The sequence below is a fragment of the Gillisia xinjiangensis genome (assembly GCF_046298265.1).
In the GTDB taxonomy this organism is placed as follows: domain Bacteria; phylum Bacteroidota; class Bacteroidia; order Flavobacteriales; family Flavobacteriaceae; genus Gillisia; species Gillisia xinjiangensis.
This window is the reverse complement of the sequence record NZ_JBKAHK010000079.1, coordinates 1-590: the sequence shown is the minus strand read 5'-3', so window position 1 is coordinate 590 and position 590 is coordinate 1. Positions and strand designations below refer to the sequence as shown.

General features: G+C 61.9%; 1 protein-coding gene. It reads left to right on the top strand.

Annotated features, from left to right (window positions below; genetic code table 11):
* The coding region (locus ACKGJN_RS16575; protein WP_409540675.1) for a mechanosensitive ion channel family protein at positions 1–590 on the top strand (590 nt) is incomplete at both ends.

The window sequence follows — 590 nt, the reverse complement described above, 5'->3', positions numbered from 1 at the left end:
AGATCGGCGGTGCGGCGCTGCTAGGCTGGACCATATGGCAGGGCAGCAAGCTTGCCCTCGACCACTACGCGGTGGAAGAGGCGGAGGAAGCCAACGAGGACCCGATGGGCAAGCCGGGGTCACGCATCGCCACCGTGCTGCCCGTGATCCGGGCCTTCCTCTTCGTCGCCATCATCACGATGTCTGTGCTGATGGCGCTCGCCGCCCTGGGGGTCAACATCGGACCGCTGCTGGCCGGCGCCGGCGTCATCGGGCTCGCGGTGGGCTTTGGCGCCCAGACGTTGGTCAAGGACATCATCACCGGACTCTTCTATCTGGTCGAAGATGCCTTCCGAAAGGGCGAATACATCCAAAGCGCCGCCGGCAAGGGTGTGGTCGAGAAGATCTCGCTGCGCTCGGTGCAGCTGCGTCACCATAACGGACCGCTGCACACGATCCCCTTCGGTTCGATGGGCAACATCACCAATCACAGCCGCGATTGGGTGCGTATAAAAATCAAGATCCACGTTCCCTTCAACACCGACCTCAACAAGATGCGCAAAGCGATCAAGAAGGTGGGTGAGGCGATGCAGGAGGATCCGGAACTCGGT